The sequence below is a fragment of the Actinokineospora sp. HUAS TT18 genome (genome assembly GCF_051364635.1).
Taxonomy (GTDB): Bacteria; Actinomycetota; Actinomycetes; order Mycobacteriales; family Pseudonocardiaceae; genus Actinokineospora.
On sequence record NZ_CP195645.1, the window covers coordinates 338,890 to 360,955 of the forward strand.

Below are 22,066 nucleotides of genomic sequence, written 5' to 3' on the forward strand. Positions count from 1 at the left end.
TCCGTCCAGAGCTACGTGGCCACTTTCGTGGTACCACACAGCGATCCAGCCCGGAACGAGAAGTTCCAGGTTCGACTGACCGAAATCGAAGACGTTCGCATGGCCATCGACATCCTCGCTGGTCGGCTACCGCAGCGGATCCCGGTTGGCGCCCTCGTACGAGGAAAGACCGACGTCAACATCGGCTACACCTGGTCGATTGACCCCAACAACTTCACGTTCGCGCAGTATGCGCTGAAGGTCTGCGACGTCATGCCGTCCTTTGTAGATACTGAGGCATACCGGAATGTCCGGTCGTACTGCCCTTGGAGCGGCCGGCTGATCGGTTTGGCTCCGCTTGCTTGAGGGCGGTCAGCGTGGCCGGTGGCCCCTGTGCCACCAGCCCATAACTAGTCCAAAGACTCGATGAGCAGCCTTACATCGTCGGTGCAGGTGCACGTTCGTTCGTCTGCCCGGCGGGCACCTTGAGGTGACGGTTGGTCCCGCTTCTTGAGTTCTAGGGGTCGTTGCAGCACCTGATCTGTTCAGGGGTTGCGGTGTTCAAGATTCGCGATGGCCGGTTGCCTCAGGGTCGGAAGAAGTTGTCTGCTGAGCGCCAGGTTTACCTTGATCTTGTGGCGCAGGGTGTGGGCACTGCTGAGGCGTGCCGGGTTGTGGGAGTCAACCGCAGGACCGGGCATCGATGGCGGCATGGTCGTGCAAGTCAGGTGGGGCGGAAGATGGGTGTGTCTTCCGCCCCACCTGCGCGTCTGGCTCCTGCGGCGTCGACACGGATCTCGCCCCGGTTCTTGTCGCAGGACGAGCGGTTGGTGATCGCGGATCTACGGCGGGCCGGGCTCGGACCGCGAGCCATCGGCCGTGAACTGGGTCGCCCGCCGTCGACGATCAGCCGGGAACTGGGCCGCAACAGCCATGCGACCAGCGGTGACTACCGGCCTTATGCGGCGCAGGCCCGTGCCGAGGGCCGTCGCCCACGTCCCAAACAACGCAAGGTTGATGCGCATGTCGAGCTGCGGGAGTATGTCCGAGACCGCTTGGGCGAGAGGTGGAGCCCGGAACAGATCGCGCACAGCCTGCCCGCGCGGTTTCCCGACCGGCCGGAGATGCACGTGGCCCACGAGACGATCTATCAGGCGCTCTATGTCCAGGGCCGGGGCGAGTTGCGTCGGGAACTGGCCGCGGCGCTGCGCACCGGCCGGGCCGTCCGCAAGCCCCGCAGACAGTCCGATCAGCGGCGCCCACGGTTCGCCGCGCCGATGGTGATGATCTCGGATCGGCCCGCCGAGGTCGATGACCGGGCGGTGCCCGGCCAATGCTCTTGTCAAGCGGCTGGAGCCAGTGCTGGTCGGGGTGGTTCCTGGTAGGTGGTGCGGTCGCGAAGCATCGCCCAGAGTGTGTTGATCCGTCGCCGGACGAGGGCGATGAGTGCCTGCCTGTGGTTCTTGCCTTCGGCGCGTTTGCGGTCATAGAACGCGCGCGACGCGGGACTGTTCTTCAGGCTGGAGAGCGCGGCGAGGTAGCAGGTCCGCATGAGGCGCCGATTGAACCGTCGCGGTCGGCGATGGTTGCCGCTGACCCGGCCGGAATCGCGTGGCGCCGGTGCGAGGCCGGCGACGCTGGCAAGCCGATCGACGGTCTCGAACGCTCGTCGGTCACCGCCGGTGTTCGCGATGAAGGCCGCGGCCAGGACGGCTCCGAAGCCGGGCATGCTGAGCAGGATCGGCGCGTCGGGGTGCTGTTCGAATCGCTCGCGGATCTGCTCGTCGAGCGCGGCGATCGCAGCGTCGATGACGGCGATCTGCTGCGCGAGTTGGGCGACGAGCTGAGCGCCCATCGCCTCGGTCCGTAGCGCGGTGTGCTGGGCGTTGGCGGCAGTCAGCGCTTTGGCAGCGACTGATGTGCTGCCCCGGCAGCCGCGTTTCTTCAGCCAGGCCGCCAACCTGGTTGCGCCGATCCGGCGGATCCCCTCCGGGGTTTGGTAGCCGGAGAGCAGGATCAGCGGCGCCTTCTTGGAATAGTCGAACGCGGCTTCCAAGGCGGGGAAGAACTCGAGCAGGGTCGCTCGCAGCCGGTTGATCGTCCGGACCCGGTCATAGACCACATCGGTGCGCCGAGCGGTGAGCAGCCGCAGGTCAGTGCTGACCTGATCAGCTCCGCGCACGGGCTGCAGATCGGTGCGCATCCGGGCCTGGTCGGCGATGATCCGGGCGTCTTTCGCATCGGTCTTGCCCTCACCGCGGTAGGTCGCCGCAGCGTGATGCACGATCCGACCAGGGATATAGAGCAGTTGCTGGCCACGCTCGGCGAGCAGCGCGATGAGCAACGCGGCACCACCGGCGTTCAGGTCCGTCGCCCACACCGCCCGATCCCCGCCGGCCACGGCCAGCACCGCCTCGATCAGCTCGAGCAACTCGGACTCGTCGTTAACCACCCGCCGCGATAACACCAGCCGCCCTGTCGAGTCGATCACGACGCAATGGTGCGCCCGCTTGCCCGAATCAATACCTGCCCAGACCGCCGTCATCAACCATCCTCACGTCGCCGCCACAAGGGGTGTTCTCCTCGGTTGGCGGCCACGCCAGCACGTCCTTACCCAACGATCCCTTGCACGCGAATCTCAATGAGCGGTCCGGCCACCAACAGGGCAGCAGGCGGCCATTCCCAGTAAGCCGTCATTGACATCATCGACACGACTGGGCGACCTGAAGCCATACCCGCTGCCCCGAGGAGCGATCAAGACCCTCGGGCCTCGACCACATCCTGAACCGTAAGGAAGGTGACCTCATCATCGGCGGTGGGGGCACCTCGGCCATCGGCACCCTGGTCGAGCGCCAGACCCGCTTCGTGATGCTGGTGCACCTGCCCGCCCGCCACGACGCCGACACCGTCCGCGACGGCCTCATTGCCACCATGGCGGGCCTGCCCGAGCACCTGACACGATCGCTGACCTGGGACCAGGGCTCGGAAATGGGCCGCCACCACGAGTTCAGCCTCGCGACCGACATGCCGGTCTACTTCTGCGACCCGGCCAGCCCCTGGCAGCGCGGCTCCAACGAAAACACCAACGGCCTGCTACGCCAGTACTTTCCCAAAGGCACCGACCTGTCCACCCACCGCCGACGACCTCGCCGCCGTCGCCGCCCAACTCAACGGCCGCCCACGCAAAACGCTCGGCTGGGAAACCCAGCCGAGCGCCTCGCTACACTCCTGACTCCTGACCAAAGCCAGTTGATCACCCGTGTTGCGACGACCCCTGGAATTTGCCGCTCCTCGCCGGGGCCTTTCGGTATTCAGCTGTCTTGGAGCTCGCGCACGACGCGGGCGAGGTCGGGTGGTTCGACGTGCGCGTCGGCTTCGCCCAGGTCGTCGGGGTGGATCCACAGGTGGTCGACGTACTTGCCGACCTCCCAGTCCGACAGGCTCACCGGCGCCGTGGGTGTGGCGGTGTCGACGCGGGCCAGGAAGAACCGCTCCACCCTGGGCCGCGGCTCGCCGAACCACGCGAAGTCCCTGGACACCTCGACGCCGTCGCCCACCACCGCGGTGCCGGGGAGGCCGGTCTCCTCGTGGAACTCGCGGCGGGCGGCCACTTCGAGGGTCTCGCCGGGGTCCACCCCGCCGCCGGGTGGCTCCCAGTAGTCCGCGGCGGGTCCCCGCCACTTCAGCAGCAGGATCCGGCCGCGACCGTCCACACACACCACCCGCACGGCCACTTTCCCCGGACGCCAAGGGTCTTCCACCCGAACTCCCTTCCACAGCGAAAGCCCTCCGCCGGGTCTCCGGCGGAGGGCCATGCGGCGATTAAGGCCGCCAGACCCGAGGGTCGTCGATCGCCCAGTAAGACCCGCCGTCTGACAGCCGCCAGCGCACGACCATCCTGCTGGCCCCGGCGGGCACCGGCGCGTTGATCTGCTCCTCCTTGGCGATCACGTCGCCGGTGTAGCGCAGCACCTCGGTCTGCGGGCCGCCGTCGAACGACACGGTCACGGTCGCGTTCTCCGGTCCCGCCTTGCGGTAGTGCGACGTGAAGTCGACCAGCACATAAGGCTTCCCGGCTACGTCGTACTGGCCGGACACGAGCGTGCTGTCGAACGGCCCGTCCGTCGGCCGGGCTGACCACCCGTCGGCGTCGGCCACGGCGAACACGCCGCGGGCGCGGACGTTGTTCTCCCGCCACTGGTCGCACTGGACGCCGGTCCAGAGGTCGTCGGTGGTGAAGGTCCAGCCGCGCCACTCGGTGACGCCGCCGGTGCCCATGCGCGAGTCGTCGATGGACCACCCGGCAGGCGGGATCTTGGTCCAATCGAGCACGCCTGAGCTCGGCTTCAGGCTGCCGAGCAGGGCGTCGAAGATGTCGGTGGACGGTGCGCCGTGCCTGCGTCCGTCCAGGCCGTGCGCCGATACGCCGTGGATGTCCAGCACCGTCCGCGCGATGTCGACGTTCCGCGCGGTCGCCGTGGTGGTGTGCGGGACCCCGGGGCCGACCTCCAGGATGAACGAGCGGCGCTCCTCGGGGCTGGAACCGCCGTGGCCGCCCGCGGGCACATGGCCGTGGTCGGTGGTGACGATGAACGTCCAGTCCTCGGCGGCGTAGTCGGCCCGCGACTTGATCGCGGCGATCACCTTGCCGAGGTTCGCGTCGGTCTGCTCGATCGCGGTCCGGTAGCCCGCCTGCTCGGTGCCGCAGTCGTGCCCGGCGACGTCGACGGCGTGGAAGTACACGAACGACGCGTCCGGTCCGACCTCTGCCATGTGTTCGGCGGCCTTGGCGGCGATCTCCGCGTCGCCCTGCTCGACCGGCGGCGAGCCGGACACGCCGATCTTGGTGTCGATCTCGTCGCCGAAGATCGGCGGGCCGACGTCGTCGGTGGTCAGCGGCTCCCAGTCGGCGATGGCGAAGGTGGTCTTCGTGGGGTCGGCGCGGTTGATCCTGGTCAGGAAGTCCGGGTAGGTGGCGAGGTCGGTGGTGTCGCCCCACTCGTTGCTGAGGACTTTGTGCTTGTCCGGCCAGACTCCGGTGGCGATGGTGGCCCAGCCGGGACCGGAGAACGTCGGCGCCATGGGGGCGGCGGGCAGCCACGTCTCGCTGAACCGGCCCGCCGCCAGCAGCGCGTCGAGTGTCGGCGTGTCCAGCGGGGCGACCTTGCTGAACACCAGGCCATCGATGCCGAAGACAACGGTCTTCCGCGGTCGGATGGCGGCTGGCAGGTGAGACATCGCGTCCCTTCTGGGCGGAGTGCTGCCGTGATGGTGGCCAGACACTCGACCTGGGTGAACCCGCGATCCGGCTATAGCCGCTATTCATCCGCCCCTGGGTGGCGCTCGGCCCGGGCGAGGTACTGAGATATGGGGTGACCGACGATACGGGAGCCGCTTTGTGGAGATGCTCAACTTTCACCGCCTGTGGATCTTCCTGCAGGTCATCGAATGCGGCGGCTTCTCCGCGGCGGCGGCGAAGCTCTATATGAGCCAGCCTTCGGTGTCCAATCAGGTCCGGCAGCTGGAGACCTCGCTCGGCGCCCCCCTGGTCGACCGCACGGGCGGCGCCGCGACGCCCACCGCCGAGGGCGAGGTCCTCGCTGAGTACGCGCGCAGGCTGTTCCTCCTGGCCGACGAGGCGATCGGCGCGGTCCGGCAGGTCCAGGGACTCGGCCGGGGCAAGCTCTACATCGGCGGCACCAGCACCGTCGGCACCTACCTGCTGCCGCGGCTGCTCGCCCGCTTCCACCAGGACCACCCGGATATCGACTGCGGACTCTTCGTCGGCAACGCCGAGCAGGTCGCCGAACGGCTGCTGGAAGGCCAGATCGCGCTCGCGGTGTTCGCCGGTGAGCCGCCGTCGGCGTCGATCCGGTACGAGCCGATCCTCACCGACCAGCCGGTGGTGGTGACCGCCCCGAGCCACCGGCTCGTGGGTACCCCGGTCAGTCCGGCGGCCTTGGCGCGCGAGCACTTCATCCAGCGGGAGAAGGGTTCCTCCACCCGCCGGATGCAGGACGCCGCCCTCGTCGCCTGGGACCTGCGGGACGTGTCGACCATCGAGATGTGGGGCACGGAGACGGCGAAGCAGGCCGTGCAGGAGGGCTTGGGCGTCTCGCTGCTCTCCGACCACACCGTCGCCCGCGAGATCGCCGACGGCACGCTGGCGGTCCTCGACGTCGAACCCGTGCCCGCCGCCCGCGTCATCGTCGCCGGGTACCGCAAGGACCGGCCGCTGGCACCGTCGGAGCAGGCGTTCCTCACCGTCCTGCGCGGCCTCGGACACTGGCCCCTGCTGGGCTCGTCCTGATCGGGGGAGGTGCCGTGACGGACGTGCTGAGGCTGCTGCACGCGGCCATGGACGCCGCGCCGCGGGTGGTGTGCTGCTCGGGCGAGCCCGGTTCGGGCAAGACGACGCTGCTCCGCCGCTTCGCCGACGAGGTCGCCCGCCGCGGTGTGCTGGTCCGCGCCGCGCGGTCGTTCGGGACCCCGGGTCCGCCGCCGTACTGGCTGTGGCGCCAACTCCTGGGCGATCCGCACCCGCTCGACGCGATCGGGTCGGCGGCGGACCCGGCTGCGCTCGTCGAGCGGATCGCCGACCGGGTGCGGCGGGACGCGGGGGAGCGCGGGGTGGCGCTGCTGGTCGACGACCTGGACCTGGCCGACGAGCCGTCCCTGGACGTGCTGCGTGCCGTGCTTCCCCTGCTGCGCGACAGCCGGGTGCTGGTGTTCGCCACCCACGACGAGCGCTGGCGGCCCGACCTCCCCTACGTGGAGCGCGTGCACCTCGCTTCGCCGGACGGCAATCCGCTGCTCCAACGGGAATTGAGCCGGTACTCGGGCTCAGGTGAGCCGCCCCAGACGCTCGACGAGCTGGTGGCGCTGCGCCTCGACGGGCTGGCGCCGCCCGTGCGCAGGCTGCTGGCCGCCGCGGCGATCCTCGGCCACACCGTCCGGCCGCCGCTTATCGCCCGCGTCCTGGACATCGACGGACCGGCGCTCTTGGCGGCGATGGACGAAGCCGCGAAGGCCGGGTTCGTGGTGTCCCAGCCGGACGGCAGCGTCGAGTTCGACAGCGGCGTGGTCCGGGCCGCCATCGTGGCCGGATTGCCGCCGTCGGAACGGGTGACGCTGCACCGGCGGGCCGCCGAGGCCATCGAGGAACTCGCGGCGGGCGGCATCGCCGACCACCTCGGCGAACTGACCCACCACTGGTCCGCGGCCGCGTCGGCGGGCGCGTCCGCCGAGGCCGCGGCCTGGGCGCGGCGGGCCGGGGACGAAGCCCTCCGCCTGCACGCCTACCGCGAGGCGCAGCGGCTCTACCGGCTCGCGCTCGACCACGGCGGTGCCGACCGGGCGGACCTGCTGCTCGCGCTGGCCGACGCGGCGTTCCGCGCGGGCGGGCTCGCCGAGGCCCGCCGTGCCTGCGCCGAGGCGCTCGACATCGCCCGCCGGACCGGCGCCGACGCGCTGGTGGCGCGGGTGGCACTGACGCTGGAACCGTGCGGTGACTCCACTTGGGACAGTGACATCCACCGCTGGTGCGCCGAGGCGCTCGGTCTGTCCACTCAGGACGACGCGACCCGCGCGCGGCTGCTCGCGCGGCTCGCGCAGACGGCGGTGTACCGGGGCGACAACGCCGAGGCGGAGACGGCCAGCGCCGAGGCGATGCGGCTGGCGGCCGGGGACACCGAGGCGACGATCGCCGCGCTCTCCGCGCGGCAGCTCGCGCGCAGCGGCCCGGACCACGCCGCCGAGCTGGCCGGGCTCGCCGAGTCCATGATCGCCATCGGCACCGCGCAGCGCCGCCCGGAGACGGAGATGTGGGGCCGTCTGTGGTCGATCGACAGCCGCTGGTACGCCGGTGACCTCGCCGGGATCGAGTCCGAGCTGCCCCGGCTGCGCCGGGCCACCGACCAAGTCGGCGGCCCCTACGCCCGCTGGCACCTGCTGCTCGCCCGGGCCGCGCTGGCCGTGGCCAGGGCCGAGTTCGCCGAGGCCGACCGGCTGGTCGACGACGCGGTCGGCCACTTCGAGCGGCTCAACCACCCCGCGGCCCACGGCGCGTCGGTGGGCTTCCGCCTGATCATGGGCCACCACCGCGGCCACGGCGACGAACTGCTGTCGCCCGCGGTCTGGGACTTCGGCGGCGACGTCCGGTGGGAGCTGTTCGCCCGACTCGGCCGGGCGTTCGTCCTGGCCGACGCCGGGCGGCTGGACGAGGCCGCCTCGGTGTACTCGCGGTGCGGCTCCCCGGCGGGCTGGTTCCTCGCGCCCCCGGCCGAGCTGATGGGGTACGCGGTCGGCGCGCAGGTGGCCGCCGCGCTCAAGGTCGCCGACGACGTCAGGTTCCTGCGGGAGCGGCTGTCGCGTCATCGCGGGCGGTTCGTGGTCGCGGGCGCCGGGCCGGGCAACTTCCTCGGTCCCGTGGAGCTGACACTCGGCAAGTGCGCCGCCGCCCTGGGCGACTGGGCGGTCGCGCGCGCCGACTTCACCACGGCGAGCGAGGTGTGCGGGCGCGTGGGGGCTCCCGGGTTCCGCGTCGAGGCCGACTGCGAGCTCGGCGCCGCGCTGGCCGCGCTCGGCGACCTCGCAGGCGCGGCGGCGCTCGCCGAGCGCACCCGGCCGATGGCGAACGCGCTGGGCATGGCGCCGTGGTCGGCGCGGCTGGCGTTCGGGACCGTCACCGAGGACCCGCTGACGGCGCGGGAACGGCAGATCGCCGCGCTCGTGGCCCAGGGGCTCAGCAACCGGGGCATCGCCGAGGCGCTCGTCATCGCCGAGCGCACCGCGCAGAACCACGTCCAGCACATCCTCACCAAACTCGGGTTCACCAACCGAGCGCAGATCGCGGCGTGGGTGGCGAAGCGCTCGGATGAGTAGTGGATGAGTAGTTCGCACGATGGCTGGTCGCCGCGTGATGGCCCACGCTGGTCGCAGGAGGTGAGTGATGTCCGACGACCTTTGGGACACGGTGACCACGGCCTATCTGCGGGCGTCCGGGCTGGCCGTCGAGCCGGGCGTCTCCGCCCGCACCGAGCGGGCCCGGCGGCAGGCCCAGCCTGGGCTGGTCCCGCGGGTGGACCTGTATGTCGACCCGGTGTGCCCTTACACCTGGGTGGTGTCGCGGTGGCTGGCGGAGGTGGAGCGGCAGCGCGCCGTCGAGCTGGTGTTCCACGTGATGAGCCTGCGGCTGCTGAACGAGGGCAGGGTGCTCGACGAGGGGTACCGCAAAACCGTCGAGTCGACTGTCTGGCCGTCCAAGGTCGCCACAGCGGTGTGGGTCAGGCACGGCTCGGACGCGCTCCGCGCCTGGCACACCGCGTTCGGCACCGCGATCTTCGACCACTGGCGGTACCCGGAACCCGATGAGTACCGGTCGGCGTCGCGGCACGCGCTCGAAGCCGCCGGTCTGCCGGTCGACCTCGCCGACGCCGCCGACTCGCCCGAGTTCGACGCCGCCCTCCGCCGCAGCCACACCGAGGGCACCGCCCCGGTCGGCGCCGACGTCGGTACGCCCGTGGTGCACCTCGACGGAGCCGCGTTCTTCGGCCCCGTGCTCAACGCCATCCCGCGCGGCCTCGACGCCGTGCGGCTGTTCGACAGCCTCCGGCAGCTCGCGCACAGCCCCGCCTTCTTCGAACTCAAGCGGACCCGCAGCGTGCCGCCCGACCTCAGCTGAGAAGGACACGACCATGAACGACGACGAAGTCTGGGCCGCGATCGACACCCAGCGGCTCCGCACCGCCGACTTCCTCGCGAGCCTCGGCCCCGAGGATTTCGCCCACGACTCGCTCTGCGACGGCTGGACCGTCCGCGATGTCGCGGCTCACCTCACCCAGCAGCAACTCGGCCTGGGCGAGGCGCTCCGCGGCCTCCTGCGCCATCCCGGCAGCATCAACCACATGATCCGGGAGGGCGCGCGCCACCAGGCGCGGATGTCCACTGAGGACATCATCGCCGCGATCCGGGCGATGGTCGGGTCGCGCCGCCACAACATCGGCGTGACCCAGTTCGAGACGCTGGTGGACATCGTGGTGCACGGCCAGGACATGGCCGTCCCGCTGTCCGGGACGCTGGAGGTCGACCCCGCGGCCGCCGCGGCGGCGGCCACGCGCGTCTGGTCGTATCACGACACCCGGCAAGGACGGCGGAAGGCGCGTGTGTTCAAGACCGTGCCGTACGAGGACTACCGCTTCACCGCCACCGACACCGACTGGTCGGCGGGCTCGGGACCGGAGATCAGCGGTCCCATCGTGGCGATCCTGCTCGCCCTCACCGGCCGGGCGGCGGGCATGGTCCACCTGACCGGCGCGGCGGACAACCTCATGCCGCGCGCTTAGCGCGCCGCAGCCGCGCGGCGATCCACCACAGCGCCACAAGGATCAGCGCGACCGCGGCGGGGCCGACCCAGCTGCGGTCGACCGTCACGTAGACGACTTCCTGGTACTCGTTGTCGGTGGGTGCCGTCGAGTAGGTGAAGTCGCCGGTGATGGCCGCGGGCCGGACCTGCTGGCTGATCTTCGTCAGGAAGAGGCGCTCGCCCTCCGGCCCGCGGACGTCCCGGCCGTCGACCCACCCGGCGAAGGTGACGCTGGAGCTGGTCTCGGCGTCCAACTCGACCCGGTGCGGCGCGGCGACGTAGGTGATCACGGTGTGCGTCGACGCGGCGTGGCGCGACAGGCTGATCGGGTAGACGGGCTTGGTCGCGGGGAAGCTGAGGCGCAGCGGCGTGAGCTGGCCGGTCAGCGCGTCACCGGTCGGGCTGAGCTTGACCGCGAGCAGCTGCCAGCCCTGGTCGAGGTAGGTCCGCAGGGTCGGGGTGAGCTCCGGGCGCGCCGGATAGCCGTGTTCGGTCAGCCAGCCCGCCACCGCGGCCGCGTCGGTGCCGCTGAGCCTGGTCACCTCGAACGGGCCGATCGTGCTGGTGCCCTCGACGGTGACGGCCCCGCCCGGTCCGGCCGCGGCACCGCCGGAGCCCTTGCCGTCCTCGAAGTCCGGCCAGTACTGGTAGCGCTTCACCACCCGGGGCTTGGTCAGCTGGGCGAGGCGGTCGAAGAGGCCGTCGTCGCCGAGGGTGACCTCGGTGTCAGGCGGCGCGGGCATGATCCACGCGGCGTCCTTGGTCTTGCCGCGGACGAACATCGCCAGGTCGAGCACCTCCCGGGTGCCGTCCCACCGCACAAGCCCGATCTCCCCGGCCACCTTCGCCTGCGGGTCCGACGGGACCACCGCCCCGCAGGCGCACGCGTGCGCCGTCCCAGGACCGGCCAGGTACAGGGCCAGGAACAGCAGGACCGCGAGCGCATTCCTCCACATGCGTGCTGCGACGTCCCAGGTGGCGCTCAGGTTCCCGGTCGGGTGTCCCAGTCGATGTGGTGGCGGTAGAGCCAGGCGCGGGTGTCCTGGCGGTCGGTGACGTCCTGGGCGGCGCCACGCGCGGCGCGGGCGCCGTCCTCGGCGCTGGTGGCGACGAGACGTTCGACGCGGGGGCGGCGGACGTCTTCGTAGGCGGCGAAGGCGGTGTCGTGGGTGGGCAGGTCGCGCAGGCACTGGGCGAGCACGACGGCGTCCTCGATGGCCATGGAGGCGCCCTGGCCCGCGGCGGGCGATGCGGCGTGGGCGGCGTCGCCGACGAGGACCATGCCGTCGCGGTGCCAGGCCGGGGTGGTGGGCACGTCGTAGGCGTTGCTGAGGTGGATGTCGTCGGTCGTGGCGGCCACGATGTCGGTCGCGGGCGAGCGGTCCGCGGCGAAGGCGTCGGTGAGGCGGCGCTTGATCTCCGGCTGGGGGACCGGCTCGGTGAGCTCTGGGCCGGGGAGCCGCGCGAACCACCAGGTCTGGCCGTCGGGCGCGGTGGTGTAGCCGAAGAAAGCCTGGCCGCCGAAGATCATCCGGTACGAGTTCGCCGCCACGGGCAGGGCGGCGTCGCGGGCGTAGCCGTAGGCGATGTTGAGCCCCGCGTACCGCGGCGCGGGCGCGGCGGGGTCGATGATCGATCGGGTGACCGAGTGGATGCCGTCGGCGCCGACCAGCACGTCGCCTGTCGCCGTGGTCCTGTCGGCGAAGGTCGCGACGATCTTGCCGTCGCGCGTGGCCGAGACGAGGCGTTTGCCGTGGAAGACGGGAATCCCGCGGCGGGCGGCTTCGTCGTGGAGCACCCGGTAGAGGGTGGCGCGGGTCAGCGTGCGCGGCCCGTTGATGTCGCCGGTGAGCGGCTGAAGTCCGAGCCGATCGCCTCGCGCGTCGAGGAATTCGACCTGGTCGGCGGCGAAGGAGTTGTCGACGACGGCCTGGTGCGCGTCGACGGCGCGCAGGGCGTCGAGGCCGTTGTTCATGATGGTGAGGAAGGCCCCGATGTCGTCGGCGCCGGTCGGGTAGGCCTCGTACAGGGCCGGATTGAGCCCGGCCTTCCGCAGTGCCATGGCCGCGACCGCGCCCGCAATCCCACCGCCGATGATCAGCACGTCCATGTGATCCAACTTAGGGGTTGATCGCGAGGAAGATGAAGGCCGCGAGCAGGACCAGGTGCACGCCGCCCTGCAGGCGGGTGGCCCGGCCAGGGACGACGGTCAGCACGCTGACCACCACGGTCAGCGCGAGCAGCACCAGTTGGGTGGCGCCGAGCCCGAGAAGCAGCGGCCCGTCGAGCCAGATCGAGGCGAGCGCGATCGCCGGGATGGTCAGGCCGATGCTCGCCATCGCCGAGCCGTAGCCCAGGTTGAGGCTGGTCTGGATGCGTTCCCGCAGCGCGGCGCGGACGGCGGCGAAGGACTCCGGGAGCAGGACGAGCAGGGCGATCACCACCCCGACGAACGACGGCGGGAACCCGGCCGCCGCGACGCTCGCCTCGATGGTCGGGGACAGGACCTTGGCCAGCCCGACGACCGCGACCAGCGACACCAGCAGCAGCGCGAGGCTGGTCCAGGTCTCCCGACCGCTCGGCGGGCTGGCGTGGTCCTCGGACTCGACCACGCCGTCGGGGGTGATCGGCAGGAAGAAGTCGCGGTGCCGCACGGTCTGGGTGAACACGAACAGGCCGTACAGGGCGAGCGAGGCGATCGCGGCGAAGGCGAGTTGGGCCGGGGAGAACTCCGGGCCCGCGTGGCTCTGGGTGAACGTCGGCAGGACCAGGCACAGCACGGCCAGCGTCGTCACCGTCGCCAGGGCCGCGCCGTTGCCCTCGGAGTTGAACAGCGTCGTGCCGTAGCGCAGCGCGCCGAGCAGCAGCGAGATGCCGACGATGCCGTTCGTGGTGATCATGACCGCGGCGAACACGGTGTCCCTGGCCAGGGACGCCGCCTCCGGTCCGCCGGAGGCCATGACGGCCACGATCAGCGCGACCTCGATCACCGTCACCGCGACCGCCAGCACCAGCGACCCGAACGGCTCGCCCACCCGCAGCGCCACGACCTCCGCGTGGTGCACGGCGGCCTGCACCGTCCCCGCCAGCGCCACGACGACCAGGACGACCAGCACGACCCCGAGGTCGCGCCCCCACGCGACCGCCAGCACCACCACGGCCAGCAGGGGCGTGACACCGGTCCAGGACAGCAGGGGTGATCGCGAGGCCATGGCCCACCCTGACACGCCCGCGTTTCCCACGCAGCGTGGCCGCTTCCTGCCGCACGGCGTTGCCAGGACACGGAAGCGGGTTCACTCGCCGGTGCGGTCAAGATCGGGGGAGTGGCATGTCGCGGGTGGGATTCGGGGGCTTCGCCCTGCTTGTGCTGTCGCTGGCCGCGGCGCTGGTGGTGTTCACCGGTCCCGAGCGGATCGCGGGCTCGGCGCGGGCGGTCGACGCGGCGGAGCTCAGCGCGACCGTGCTCGACGACCTCGCGGGGCTCGACGAGGTCACGTTGTCCGGCACCCTCTTCACCGAGGACGGCGCCCCGCTGCGCGTCGACATCGTGGCGGGCGCGGAGACAACCGCGACCGTGACGGACCCCGGTGGTGGGGTCGCGGAGTTCCTGGTCGCCAAGGAAGTGGCGGTCAAGGCGAACCGGGCGTGGTGGCTCAACACCGTCCCCGCCTACGCCGACCGCCTGACGGACAAGTGGGTCCAGGCCCGCGACGACATGGGCTTCCCGACCGGCATGCTGCACGGTCTCTCCGGCGACTCGCTGGCCACACTCGTCCGCGACAGCTCCGCCGACCAGGTGTGGGGCGCCACGCCGGTCACCATGCCCGACGGCACGCCCGCGCTCGCGCTCACCACCGACGACCTGAAATGGACCGTCCACGTCGCCACGGACGGCGCGCGGCTGCTGGGCATCGAGGGTCCGATCGCGCAGGGTCGGCAGAAGCTGCGCGGGGCGGGGCCGACGTTCGGCCGCGCCCAGTTCCTCGTCTCCTCGACGAAGGACTGCGACGAGGCGACCAAGAAGAAGATCGAGGAGACGAAGAAGAAGGCCGCCGAGGCCAAGCCGCAGGCCGAGGCCGCGCCGGAGCCGCCGCCCGCGCCGTCGCGGACGCGCGGCCCGCGGGTGAGCGTGTCGATCGCGCAGACCGGGCCGTGCACCGACGTCCCGGTGTGTTCGATCACCGCGACCGTCAGCAACGCGGGTGACGAGCCCGCGGTCGGCGTCGTGACGGTCACCGTGCAGAGCGGTGGCGGTGGCACGGCGCCGGTCACGGTCCCGCCCGGCGGGTCGGTGCCCTATCCGTTCACCGCGAACAATCCGGCGGCGGGCTGTTCGCAGCGGTGCTCGCGGACCGTGCCGATGAGCGCGTTCGTGCAGGTCACGTCGATGGCCGGGCCGGACCTGGGTGCGGGCAGCCGGTTGAACGACAAGGGGGTCGACCCGAACCGCCCGGTGCCCGCCGAGCCGGGGATCGCCGGTCCCGAGATCACCCGGCTGATGGACGACCTCACCAACGGGGTCACCGCGCCCGGTTTCGTGCGCGACCCGCTGGTGGACACCGTCCGCGAACTGCTCGGCGAGGCGCTGAGCAGCAAGATTGTCAGCCTACTGGTGGCGCTGTCCGGCAACCCGGCGGTGCAGCGCCCGCAGCAGCTCAACGAGCACCCTGCCGTGCAGTTGGCCGAGCAGGCCGTCAACGGTGACACCGAGAACGCGCGCGCCGCGGGCGTGCAGGGGCTCACCCTGCTGATCGCCCTGGCGAGTGAGCCCGACCGGCAGCCGGGCACGCTCACCGTGCGCGGCAAGGTGATCATCGATGAGCAGCGCCACCGGGCGTACTCCGTCGCCGCCGCGATGCCCGACAACCGGACCAAGGCGGAGAAGAAGAGCCAGGCCCACCACCCGGACGGCGACATCGAGCAGCGCGTCTACGACGACCTTCGGCGTGCGATAGCGCAGTTCGACGGCGCGAAGCTCGACCCGGCCTACCGCCGCACGCTGCGGTTCGCGGTGAACTCGGCCATCGGCAAGTACGGCAACGCGCACCTCGGCGTGTTCAAGAAGCTGCTCGGCGGCGAGGTCGACGGCAAACCGGTGCGAGACCTGTTCGACGACGGCAACGGCAAGCTGAAGGTCACCGACATGGTGATCGTCAACGGCCTCACCGAGAAGATGCCCGCGACCGCCGACTACCCCAACCAGTACGTGCTGACCACCGAGGAACTCGCGCTCCTCGTCCGCCGCTACGAAACCGGCAAGCCGCCGTCGTCGTCCGCGCCGACCGAGAAGTCCATCAAGCGGGCCAAGGTCTACGAGCGGCACAAGACCGTGGGCGACGCGTTCGACCCCGGCGACCCGAAGAAGGCCCAGGCGGGCGGCGGCCACCTCGGCGGTGCGGGTGTCCCCGGGAAATCGGAGTACCCGACCGCGTGGACGGCCGAGGACATCCAGGAGGCCGAGCGGCAGGTGATTCGCACGGGCAACACCGTCGACGGCCTCGGCAACCCGAGCCCGACACCGCGGCCGAGTAAGAACCTGATGGGTGTCACCGAGTGGGTGTGGACCTATCTGGGCAAGGCGACGATCAAGGGCGCCACGGTCGAACTGGAGGCGGTGCTGTTCGCCGACGGCCTGGTGGCCACGTCGTATCCCACCGACCGGAATCCGGTCGGCGTCCCCACCGACCCGACCGCGGTGTACGTGAACCCGAAGGGCGCGCCGCCGATGCCGCCGGGTGTCCGGCAGACCGATGTGCAGCGCTACCAGCGACCGTCCACTGTGGGCGGGGTCGGGCAGTGGAAGCAGGTCGGTGTCGACCAGAGTGGCAAGCCGGTGGTCGGGCACCAGCCTTCGCAAGGGGGTACTCAGCAGGGAGGGCAGGTAGAGGAGGATCCTTTGGAGGACGCGGGGACCGTGAACCCGCCGAGTACATCGAGCGGGTGCTGATGATCGACGAGACCGCCGCCGTCGCGCTGCTGCGCGGGTTCGCGGGCCGCGTCCGGGACAGCGCGCTCAACCACCTGCGCGGCCTGCTCGCCGCCGGGGAACTCGACCTGCTGGAGTCCGAACTGGTCACCGCGCTGGCGCTGGACAGGGTCCCGGTGCTTCCCGGCGAGCTGGAGGACACGGACGGCCTCGTCGTCGGCACCGACCTTCCCCGGTACGACTTCGCCGCGGCCGAGCCCGAGCCCGCCGACCAGGCCGCCGTGGCCGGGGTGTTCGGCATCGAGGACGTGCGAACGATCCGCAAGGCACTGCGGATATCGGCGTCGGGTGCGACCGCCCTGGTGTGGGTGGTCGAGTTGGCCGCGGGCTCGGACGTGTCGCGGTGGCGGCGCTATCTGCCGGACCTTTCGGCCTTCCCCGACTCGACCTGCGAGATCGTCGCCGAGGGCGAGCGCCTGCCGCCGTACCAGGCCGCCGCGCTCGCCGCCGGACTCGTCGTGTTCAGCGCACAACCGGGTCGGTGACGACCTCGTACGGCGGGGTCGCGGTGGGCTCGTCGAACTTGCTGTCGACGAACAGCATCCGGCCGTGCAGGGTCTTCGCGGTGGTCAGCACCCGGGTCGGATCGGTCGCCTGCTGGCGCACCAGGGTCGCGGTGCCGCCGTCGGCGGACAGGTGCAGCGTCGCCAGCATCCGGGAGAAGTTCCGCACGACCGTCAGCTTGTTGCCCTGCCGCACAAGGCCGTCGGCGTTGACGAGGTCGGCGCCGGTCGTGATCTCGCGGACCGCCGCCGTGCCCGTGTCGAACCGCCACAGCTTGCCCACGTTGCCTTGGGCCACCACGAAGGCCGTGCGGTCGGCGCTGAGCACGATGCCGCCGAGGTTGAAGCCCGGCTGCCGCTCGACCACCCCGGTCGCGTCGGCCCACAGCGTCGCGGTCCAGCCCGAGCCGTCGGCGGCCACGCGGTAGATCTTCGGGTCGTTGGAGTTGGTGAAGTACGCGGCGCCGTCCGGGCCGATCGCGACGTCGTTGAGGAACACGTCGGTGCCGGGCGCGCGCAGGGCGGCCAGCAGGGTGCCGTCGGCGGAGTAGACCCACAGGTCCGGCCTGCCGGTGCCGATGCCGTTGGGGCCGCCCGCGACGAACACCCGGCCCGCCGCGTCGACGGTGATGCCGCGGGCGGTGAACCGGCCGTCGGTGCCATCGCCTGCCAGCCACTCGGCGGTCTGCGCGGACTGGGCGGTGCCGCGGTGGATCTCGCCGCCGGTCACCTCGCTCACGTAGAACAGGCCGCGCCGCTCGTCGGCGCCGATGCCCTCGAACTTGGAGCCGCCCGCGTCGCCGGTCAGGTGGTAGGTGTCGGGGCGGGCCTCGGCGTCGGCCGGGACGACGCCGGCGCCGAACGTGGCGAGCAGGGCGGTGGCGATCACGACTGGGCGTTTCATCGGGTTCTCCTCGGCTTGGGTGTGCCTCCAGCCTGCTCGCCGCGCGGGCGCCCGGCGTCGGGCATGCGGCCACTCCCGGATAGCCGATCGGATGATGCCGAGCGCCGCCGACGTCCTTACGCTGGCGGGATCATGGCTGCCCACACCGATCGCCACGGGGTACGCGGGATCCTCGCCCCCGCGGCCGCGCTGGACCGCTGGCTGCAGGTCGTGCTGGTCGCGTTGGTCGCCACCTGCGCGGTCCGCTACGTCGACCGGCACGGCCTCGGCGCCACCGGCGTGCTCGTCCTGCTGGGCGCGGCCGTGCTCGCGCTCGCCTACGCCACCCGCACGCTGCTGCCCGGCCGCACCTGGTGGCCGACGGCGTGGGTGGCGGGGATGGTCGTGATCTGGACGGCGCTGACGGTGGCCGCGCCGTCGTTCGCGTGGTGCGCGGTCCCGGTCGCGTTCGCCGTGCTGCGCGTGCTGCCCTTCGCCTGGGCGACCGCCACGGTGGTGCTGATGACGCTGGTCGTGACCGGGTCGTGGTGGCGCATCGCCGACGCGCCGGACCCGACCCTGGTGGCCGGGCCGGTCGGGATCGCCCTGGTCACCGTCATCGCATATCGGACCCTGGAACGCGAGTCCCAGGCACGGCAGCGGCTGCTCGACGACCTCACCGACGCCCAGGCCGACCTCGCCGAGGAACAGCACCGCTCGGGCGCCCTCGCCGAACGCACCCGGCTCTCCCGGGAGATCCACGACTCCGTCGGCCAGGGCCTGTCCAGCATCAACCTGCTGCTCCAGGCCGCCGAGCAGGCGTGGGACAGCAACCCGGCCACCGCGCGCGAGCACGTCAACACCGCGGCAGCGACCGCGCGCGACGGACTCGACGAGGTCCGCGGTGTCGTCCGCGACCTGGCCCCTGCCGAGTTGGCAGGCGACACCTCGGGCGCGGCCCTGCTCGACGCGCTGCGCCGGGCCGCCCCCGGGCTCGACGCCGAGGTGCGCGTCCACGGCGCGCCCGTGGCGCTGCGGCCCGAGATCGCCGCCGCCCTCGTGCGCACCGCCCGCGGCGCGCTCGCCAACGTCGCCGAACACGCCGACGCGACCCGCGTGGCGGTCACCCTGACCTACCACGACGACGAGGTCCTCCTCGACGTCCGCGACGACGGGCGCGGCTTCCAGCCTGGGCCGCCCTCGGGACCGCTGCGTGGTCGCGGACTGCGCGGCATCCGGGACCGCGCCGAGCAGCTCGGCGGGCGCGCGGACGTGGAGAGCGCGGTCGGCGAGGGCACCACCGTGTCGGTGCGGTTCCCCCTGGAGGTGGCCCGGTGACCAGGATCGTGCTCGTCGACGACCATCCCGTCGTGCGGGCGGGCCTGCGCGCGCTCATCGACGGGCAGGACGACCTGACCGTCGTCGGCGAGGCCGACAGCCTCGACGCGGCGCTGGCCGCGGTGCGCTCGACCCAGCCGGATGTCGTGCTGATGGACCTCAGCCTCGGCCAGGCCCAGGGCGGCGCCGAGATCACCGCCCGCCTGCGCGCCCTGCCCGAGCCGCCCGAGGTGCTGGTCCTGACCACCTACGACACCGAGTCCGACATCCTGCGCGCGCTGGACGCGGGCGCCCGCGGCTACCTGCTCAAGGACGCCCCACCCGCGGAGCTGTTCGCGGGCATCCGCGCCACCGCGCGCGGCGAGACCGTGCTCGCCCCGACCGTCGCGGCCACGCTGGTCCGCCGCGCCGCCCAGCCGGGGCCGACGATCACCGAGCGCGAGGTCGAGGTCCTCGAACTGCTCTCGCGCGGTTTGGGCAACAAGGAGATGGCTCGCGAACTGTTCGTGTCCGAGGCGACCGTGAAGTCCCACCTCTCGCACATCTACACCAAACTCGGCGTCGACACCCGCGCGGGCGCGGTCGCCGCGGCGATCGACCGGCGGATCATCCGGGCGAAGTGACTTACCCCGCTGTCAGCGCGTCCTGCGCGCCGCATGACTTCTCCATCAGACTCAGGTCGCGCCAGTTCAGCGTCCACACCTTGACCACGCCGCCGAGTCGGTGTCCCATCACGCAGTCCTTGGACTCCACGCCGGTCTGCGCGAACAGCGCGACGCCCACGTCCGACCCCTTGACGTGGACGAACACCTGCGGCGGGAGCGCGGCGAGCCCGGTCGCCGGGTCGACCTTCGGGGCGGGCAGGCCGGACTCCAGCGCCGCCCGGACGTCGGCCTCGCCCACGGTCGCGGGCAGCTTCCCGAGGACGGCCTCCAGCGCGGGCGCGTACTCCGGTGGGATGTCCCGCCGCGGCTCGGGCGCGGGCGTGATCGCTTCCGCGTTGTCCGGGCAGTCGATTCGTGACGGGCCGGACGACGGCCCGTAGAAGTCGAACTCGACGGTGTAGCAGGCGTCGAATCCCTTGTCGTTCCCCTTCGCGTCGAGCTTGTCGCGGTGGATGCGCCACACCAGCAGCGCCATGGGGTCTTCGGGCCCCTTGTGGTCCAGGTCCCGCGCCTCCAGCACGCTGAAGGTCCCGCCCTTGCCGAGCGGGGTGGCGAGGGCGGCGCGGGCCAGTCCGGCGGCGTCCGGCTGCCGCGGGTAGCTGATCGCGTCGGCCAGCGTCTCGGATTGCCGGTCGGTCTCGGCGTCGCCCGCCGCCGTGACGCCGCAGGCCGTCGCGAACGCGGCAAAGCACGAGATCATCACCATGAGGCGCATGCCGCCCACACTATTGATCCCTTGATGTCGGCCGCATGCGTAGATCCACCTGGCCGGAACCTGCCGTTCGTCAGCCGCCTGACCAAGATCCCGTGAACATGTACGTTCACTGATAGTTGTCCGATCCGGTGTAGAAGGACTGAGGCGTGGTCGTCACATTCGATTCAACCGGGTTCCAGCGCGAGGACGACACGACCTGGCGCAGCCCGACGACCGGGGACCGGATCAGCCTCAAGGTGGTCGACTCCCCGCTGACCGAACCGGCCTGGCTGGAGGACATCCCCGCCATGCGCCGCAACCTCGCCCACGGGTACGCCTCGGGCGGGTGCCTGATCGAGGCCGAGCCCGTGGTGATCGGCGGGGTGCGCGGGGTGTGCCAGGTGGCGAAGGTGCCGCTGCCCAACGCGCCACGCGGGCAGGTGTTCGTGGCGAACATCTTCCTCGCCAAGGCGACCGGGTTCGTCATGTTCGGCTACATCGCCGCCGAGCAGGGCATCACCGGGATGCGCGAGGCGCTGATCATGCAGCGGCTCGGCGTGCCGGACAACTGGGTGCTGCCGCACCCGTACGACCCCGAGCTGCGGAGCGCCGTGCCGTACCACCGCGGCGACGACCCCGCCTGGGACGCCCAGTTCCCCGAGCACCCGCTGTCGCGTGCCCGCGCGTGGGTGCGTGAGATGGTGGCGAAAGCGCGGGTCGACCCCGGGTTCGCGGCGCTGCCCGACTATCTGCCGAAGGGTGCGGCGCCCGCGCCGAGCACGCCGCTGGACCCGGCGTGGGCGAAGATCCAGCGGACGATCCCCAAGTTCCTGTACGACCTGGAGGAGGACAGCCCGGACGGCGAGTGGGTCAAGCTCACCGACCCGGCGCTGCGGCGGGGTGTGCTGTTCTCCCGCCAGGCCAACGACGTCGAGATCACCGTGCGGGTGCCGGTCGACCCGGTGGCGGCCGAGCGGCTCAACCACGTCGTGCGCGCCCAGCCCGACCAGCTCTGGCGGAAGGGCCGCGACGAGTGGGTCTCGGGGTGGCGCAACACCGCGCCCGCCGACTACCGCGACCGGGTCGCCCAGACCGTGGTCGCCGTACTGCGTGAGGGCCTGTCGGTCTCCCCGGAGCGACTGCGCGTGCGCGTGTGGGACGACAACGAACCGGGCGGCACCTATGGGCTGGCCACCGACCAGCCGACCGAGTCGGGCGCGCCCCAGGTGGCCACGGACTGGGCCGACTTCACGGCCCGCCTCGACTGGGTGCTCCAGACCCTGCCGTACAACGCGGTCCTGATCATCAGCTCGCCCCGGCCCTCGCCGGACGAGTGGTGCTATGTGCAGTACATGAAGCGGCACCGGCTGGTGTCGGAGGCATCGGCGATGGACGTCGCCGGGCTCGGGCCGGAGTTCGCGCGCAAGCTCACCGCGCTGGGCTGGACGGCGACCGAGGCGAACTGGACCGGCCCCGAGGTCGCCGTCGACCACGACACGCGCGGTGTGCCGGAGCGGACGGTCGCCACGTTCCGGGAGGCGTTCGGGCTGTCGAGCCCGCAGGGCCTGGAGTTCACCGCGTTCCGCAACGGTTCGTCCGACGATCTCGGCTACCTCGTCGCCGAACTCGGCCTCCCGCGCGCGGAGCGCTGAACC

General features: G+C 71.7%; 18 protein-coding genes and 2 pseudogenes. 12 read left to right on the forward strand and 8 right to left on the reverse strand.

What is annotated here, in order from left to right; all coding sequences use genetic code 11:
* Positions 1 to 15: 15 nt before the first annotated feature.
* Both ACSHT8_RS01640 and ACSHT8_RS01645 read left to right on the forward strand, forming a co-directional pair.
* Positions 16 to 345: a BP74-related protein gene (locus ACSHT8_RS01640; RefSeq protein WP_436496969.1), complete on the forward strand. Its 330-nt coding sequence runs from the start codon at positions 16 to 18 to the stop codon at positions 343 to 345.
* Positions 346 to 536: 191 nt separating this feature from the next.
* Positions 537 to 1,310, forward strand: a pseudogene (locus tag ACSHT8_RS01645) (IS30 family transposase); the annotation flags it as partial.
* An 11-nt stretch (positions 1,311 to 1,321) separates the two neighbouring features.
* On the opposite strand, the gene ACSHT8_RS01650 reads toward ACSHT8_RS01645, so the two are convergent.
* Entirely contained in the window at positions 1,322 to 2,524 is a 1,203-nt protein-coding gene (locus ACSHT8_RS01650) for an IS110 family transposase (protein ID WP_436496971.1), read from the reverse strand.
* Positions 2,525 to 2,772: 248 nt separating this feature from the next.
* On the opposite strand from ACSHT8_RS01650, the pseudogene ACSHT8_RS01655 reads away from it, so the two are divergent.
* A pseudogene (locus ACSHT8_RS01655) lies at positions 2,773 to 3,211 on the forward strand (IS30 family transposase); the annotation flags it as partial.
* Positions 3,212 to 3,290: 79 nt separating this feature from the next.
* Here ACSHT8_RS01655 and ACSHT8_RS01660 read toward each other — a convergent pair.
* Both ACSHT8_RS01660 and ACSHT8_RS01665 read right to left on the reverse strand, forming a co-directional pair.
* Entirely contained in the window at positions 3,291 to 3,740 is a 450-nt protein-coding gene (locus tag ACSHT8_RS01660; RefSeq protein ID WP_436496973.1) for an NUDIX domain-containing protein, read from the reverse strand.
* 61 nt (positions 3,741 to 3,801) lie between these two features.
* Positions 3,802 to 5,217, reverse strand: coding sequence for an alkaline phosphatase family protein (locus ACSHT8_RS01665; RefSeq protein ID WP_436496975.1), 1,416 nt, complete (start codon positions 5,215 to 5,217; stop codon positions 3,802 to 3,804).
* 166 nt (positions 5,218 to 5,383) lie between these two features.
* Here ACSHT8_RS01665 and ACSHT8_RS01670 point away from each other — a divergent pair, with 166 nt between their 5' ends.
* The 4 genes from ACSHT8_RS01670 to ACSHT8_RS01685 all read left to right on the forward strand — a co-directional run bounded on the left by ACSHT8_RS01670 (position 5,384) and on the right by ACSHT8_RS01685 (position 10,322).
* The gene (locus ACSHT8_RS01670; RefSeq protein WP_436501968.1) at positions 5,384 to 6,289 is read left to right on the forward strand and encodes a LysR substrate-binding domain-containing protein; all 906 of its coding nucleotides are present in this window, start codon (positions 5,384 to 5,386) and stop codon (positions 6,287 to 6,289) included.
* Between the two features lie 14 nt (positions 6,290 to 6,303).
* Positions 6,304 to 8,862 (forward strand): LuxR C-terminal-related transcriptional regulator, encoded by a 2,559-nt coding sequence (locus ACSHT8_RS01675; protein ID WP_436496977.1) that lies wholly within the window; start codon positions 6,304 to 6,306, stop codon positions 8,860 to 8,862.
* Between the two features lie 67 nt (positions 8,863 to 8,929).
* Positions 8,930 to 9,661, forward strand: coding sequence for a mycothiol-dependent nitroreductase Rv2466c family protein (locus tag ACSHT8_RS01680; protein ID WP_436496979.1), 732 nt, complete (start codon positions 8,930 to 8,932; stop codon positions 9,659 to 9,661).
* 13 nt (positions 9,662 to 9,674) lie between these two features.
* Positions 9,675 to 10,322, forward strand: a complete 648-nt coding sequence (locus ACSHT8_RS01685; RefSeq protein ID WP_436496981.1) for a maleylpyruvate isomerase family mycothiol-dependent enzyme — start codon at positions 9,675 to 9,677, stop codon at positions 10,320 to 10,322.
* Here the strand turns inward: ACSHT8_RS01685 and ACSHT8_RS01690 are convergent.
* From ACSHT8_RS01690 to ACSHT8_RS01700, 3 genes are read right to left on the reverse strand one after another with little or no spacing between them, the layout of a single operon-like run.
* Positions 10,306 to 11,298, reverse strand: a complete 993-nt coding sequence (locus tag ACSHT8_RS01690; protein WP_436496983.1) for a DUF2330 domain-containing protein — start codon at positions 11,296 to 11,298, stop codon at positions 10,306 to 10,308. The genes ACSHT8_RS01685 and ACSHT8_RS01690 overlap by 17 nt on opposite strands.
* 26 nt (positions 11,299 to 11,324) lie before the next feature.
* Positions 11,325 to 12,452 carry an FAD-dependent monooxygenase gene (locus ACSHT8_RS01695; protein ID WP_436496985.1) on the reverse strand — a complete coding sequence of 376 codons (1,128 nt, stop codon included), beginning with the start codon at positions 12,450 to 12,452 and terminating at the stop codon, positions 11,325 to 11,327.
* A gap of 10 nt (positions 12,453 to 12,462) precedes the next feature.
* Positions 12,463 to 13,554, reverse strand: coding sequence for a calcium:proton antiporter (locus ACSHT8_RS01700; RefSeq protein WP_436496987.1), 1,092 nt, complete (start codon positions 13,552 to 13,554; stop codon positions 12,463 to 12,465).
* A 116-nt stretch (positions 13,555 to 13,670) separates the two neighbouring features.
* On the opposite strand from ACSHT8_RS01700, the gene ACSHT8_RS01705 reads away from it, so the two are divergent.
* Positions 13,671 to 16,289: a hypothetical protein gene (locus tag ACSHT8_RS01705; protein ID WP_436496989.1), complete on the forward strand. Its 2,619-nt coding sequence runs from the start codon at positions 13,671 to 13,673 to the stop codon at positions 16,287 to 16,289.
* Complete coding sequence (locus tag ACSHT8_RS01710) at positions 16,289 to 16,813, forward strand: hypothetical protein (protein WP_436496991.1); 525 nt, start codon at positions 16,289 to 16,291, stop codon at positions 16,811 to 16,813. The genes ACSHT8_RS01705 and ACSHT8_RS01710 overlap by 1 nt, the downstream gene beginning before the upstream one ends.
* Here ACSHT8_RS01710 and ACSHT8_RS01715 read toward each other — a convergent pair.
* The gene (locus tag ACSHT8_RS01715) at positions 16,791 to 17,735 is read right to left on the reverse strand and encodes an SMP-30/gluconolactonase/LRE family protein (RefSeq protein ID WP_436496993.1); all 945 of its coding nucleotides are present in this window, start codon (positions 17,733 to 17,735) and stop codon (positions 16,791 to 16,793) included. The genes ACSHT8_RS01710 and ACSHT8_RS01715 overlap by 23 nt on opposite strands.
* A 132-nt stretch (positions 17,736 to 17,867) precedes the next feature.
* Here ACSHT8_RS01715 and ACSHT8_RS01720 point away from each other — a divergent pair, with 132 nt between their 5' ends.
* Together ACSHT8_RS01720 and ACSHT8_RS01725 are read left to right on the forward strand one after the other, a co-directional pair.
* On the forward strand, positions 17,868 to 19,052 hold the full coding sequence (locus ACSHT8_RS01720; protein WP_436496995.1) for a sensor histidine kinase: 1,185 nt from the start codon (positions 17,868 to 17,870) through the stop codon (positions 19,050 to 19,052).
* Positions 19,049 to 19,675, forward strand: coding sequence for a response regulator (locus ACSHT8_RS01725; RefSeq protein ID WP_436496997.1), 627 nt, complete (start codon positions 19,049 to 19,051; stop codon positions 19,673 to 19,675). Before ACSHT8_RS01720 ends, ACSHT8_RS01725 begins: the two co-directional genes overlap by 4 nt.
* A 1-nt stretch (position 19,676) precedes the next feature.
* Here ACSHT8_RS01725 and ACSHT8_RS01730 read toward each other — a convergent pair whose 3' ends face one another.
* Positions 19,677 to 20,432 carry a hypothetical protein gene (locus ACSHT8_RS01730; RefSeq protein WP_436496999.1) on the reverse strand — a complete coding sequence of 252 codons (756 nt, stop codon included), beginning with the start codon at positions 20,430 to 20,432 and terminating at the stop codon, positions 19,677 to 19,679.
* Between the two features lie 146 nt (positions 20,433 to 20,578).
* On the opposite strand from ACSHT8_RS01730, the gene ACSHT8_RS01735 reads away from it, so the two are divergent.
* Positions 20,579 to 22,063 carry a TY-Chap domain-containing protein gene (locus ACSHT8_RS01735; protein WP_436497001.1) on the forward strand — a complete coding sequence of 495 codons (1,485 nt, stop codon included), beginning with the start codon at positions 20,579 to 20,581 and terminating at the stop codon, positions 22,061 to 22,063.
* The last annotated feature ends 3 nt before the right edge of the window (positions 22,064 to 22,066 follow it).